Origin of the sequence: Neorhizobium huautlense, assembly GCF_002968575.1 — a bacterium.
GTDB classification, from domain to species: Bacteria; Pseudomonadota; Alphaproteobacteria; order Rhizobiales; family Rhizobiaceae; genus Neorhizobium; species Neorhizobium huautlense.
In genome coordinates, this window is sequence record NZ_PVBM01000075.1 from 1 (window position 1) to 2,451 (window position 2,451).

Annotated in this window: 2 protein-coding genes; one reads left to right on the forward strand and one right to left on the reverse strand. The window is 58.2% G+C overall.

Annotation, left to right across the window (positions count from 1 at the left end; all coding sequences use genetic code 11):
* Positions 1-143: 143 nt before the first annotated feature.
* Positions 144-881 (forward strand): hypothetical protein, encoded by a 738-nt coding sequence (locus tag C5L12_RS27550; protein ID WP_105375154.1) that lies wholly within the window; start codon positions 144-146, stop codon positions 879-881.
* 6 nt (positions 882-887) lie between these two features.
* Here the strand turns inward: C5L12_RS27550 and C5L12_RS27555 are convergent, their stop codons facing one another.
* A complete protein-coding gene (locus tag C5L12_RS27555) occupies positions 888-2,309 on the reverse strand; it encodes an ISNCY family transposase (protein ID WP_105375155.1) in 1,422 nt (473 codons plus the stop codon).
* Positions 2,310-2,451 lie beyond the last annotated feature (142 nt).

Here is a 2,451-nt window from a genome sequence, read left to right on the forward strand (position 1 = left end):
CCGGCTGGGCCGGGTTGAAAGGGCGGAGCGGGGGCGGGTGAGGGGCACCCCCTTCGGCTTTAGCTTTCTCGATAGCAATTATTCCGTCGCCGGTTGATACTTGGCTCACCTGCATGGGGCGGGGTAGGGTTCAAAGCGGCACGATGCTTCCGGAAATCAAACTGCAGGGTGATGTCGATGTTGCCGCGCTGTCGCCACTTCTTCGCGGCATGCTTCTTTCCGTGGCCTATGCTGACGGTGATGGTGGCATAGGATTGACCGCGACCGGCGCCATGAACCGCAAGTTCGTGCATTGGGCCGCCGTACACTTTCTTTGGCCAGGGTTCACAGCCGAAGACCTCTACAGCATGAACAAAGTGCTGAACGAACGCGACATGCCGCCGCTCTGGGTCGTGCGAGACATGACCCGTCATCTGAAGCTACTTCGCCGGAAAAAGGACGTGCTGCTGCCAACCAAACGGGGCCGCGAGTTTCTGGCAAACCCACAAGCCTTCTTCGATCTGGTCGCCACGGATTATCTCTATTCATATGTCCATGTGACCGATCGGCAAGAGGACGTTCAGGCGCGGTTACGCTGGTGGCGCATGTTCCTCAATCTTCTCAATATCAAAGCTAGAAAAGGGTGCACGCCACTGGAGATTGTGAAGATCCTCTATCCAGACTTCGCGCCTCTGTCCGACACCGAAATGACCCTGGAAGCCTGGGAGTTAAAGTCCGATATCCAATATGGCGTCCTACGGCGCTTGTGCTGGCTTGGTTTGCTCTATGAAGCACGAGAGGGGCTCACACTCTTCCAGGATGGATCCTTCCACAAGACGCCGCTTTGGTCCGCCTGCCTGCAATTGGAATCGGATACGCAGAGCGATATCGGCGTGCACTGACGATTTTTATTCCGCCGCTGGTTGCCTCGATAACGCTTTCTCTCGCCGCGCAATCCCCGCCGGATCGTTCATGTAATCTGTCCTCGGCTTGCGTCCTCGCTTCTGATAGCCGTTGGCTGTGCTGCCGTCCCGAATGCCGAACATATGATCCGCCTGGCCAGTGCGGCGAGGGCCGCTTTTGCTACGTTGCTGTTCTCGTCCAACCTGCATCTCCGCAACGATCGACAGCATGTCGTCCAGACGCTTGTTCTCGACGACTTCCGGCCGATGCACCGACCGCAACTTGTCGAAGGTTCTGTAGGGTAGGGCAAAGCTCTCGTGCATGATCTCGAGCCGCCCGTCCGGATAGTCGCAAACGATCACCTTTTGCCCCGCCAAGGGTCTGGAAATGTCGGTCGGATCGAGAATGAACAGCACCTTGTCGTAGCGCAGCGTCAAAGCCTGCGACAGCGTGCGAACTTCCTTGCGGCACATGGCGCCATCAAGGTTCTCGTGATCGGCCAACGGCCGGTGCATGTCCTTCGGATTGCGCGGCTGCTTGCCGAAACGTGCGTTGAAATCCGCAATAAAATCAGGCGCATAGGCATTGGCAGCCTCGATCGTGTCGATGCCGCGAAGCCGCATCTCCTTCACCAGACGATCTTGTAATGTCTGATTGGCGCGCTCCACACGGCCTTTGGCCTGCGGGGTGTTGGCGCAGATGATGTCGATGTTCAGCTCATAAAGCGCCCGACCGAACTGTGTCAGGCCGCTCGTCCGGTCTTTCTCCGACGCATGCGTGCTGCGGAAAACGCCATGCTTATCGCTGTAGAACGCCAGCGGCTTGCCCCATTGCTGCAGATAGGCCTTGGTCGCGTGCAGATAGTCGAACGTATTCTCCGATCCGGCAAAGCGAAGATGCAAGAGCTTGCCGGTGGCATCGTCGATATAGACGAGCAGGGCGCATTTGGGGCCACGGTTCTCGAACCACCAGTGATGCGACCCGTCGATCTGCACCAGCTCGCCAAAGCAGTCGCGCCGGCCGCGTGGCTGGAAAACCCGCTTCTTGCGCTCGCGACGCGAGATCCAGATGCCGGCCTCGGTCATCCATTGCCGCAGCGTTTCCTTGGCGACCGAGATCCGGTGCACCTCGATCAGCTTCTCGCGTGCCAGTGTCGGGCCGAAATCCGGGTACCGTTCGCGGATCAGATCCAGAGCCGCATTGCGAAATTCCTCGCTGTGACGCCGATTGCTCGGCCGTGATCGCTTCTTTGAAACAAGGCCGGCAGGGCCATCTCGGTCATAGGCCTGCAGCAGCCGATGGACCTGACTTCGACTGAGGTCGAGCCGTTCGGCAGCCTCGACGACGCTTAAGCGCTCGTCACGGATCTTCTGGATGAGTTCGAGGCGATGCAATTCTTTCTGCGACATGGTGATCAAACAGGACATGACGACTCCGACCGCTCATGGTCTCGACCAGGCTGAAGATCGTCATCCTTGCTCCCAACGTTGGCTTTGACCAGTGCGTCGAGAGGCGAGACTGTCGCATCTCTAACTGGCCCAACTGTCGCATTACTAAATAGCCTCTACA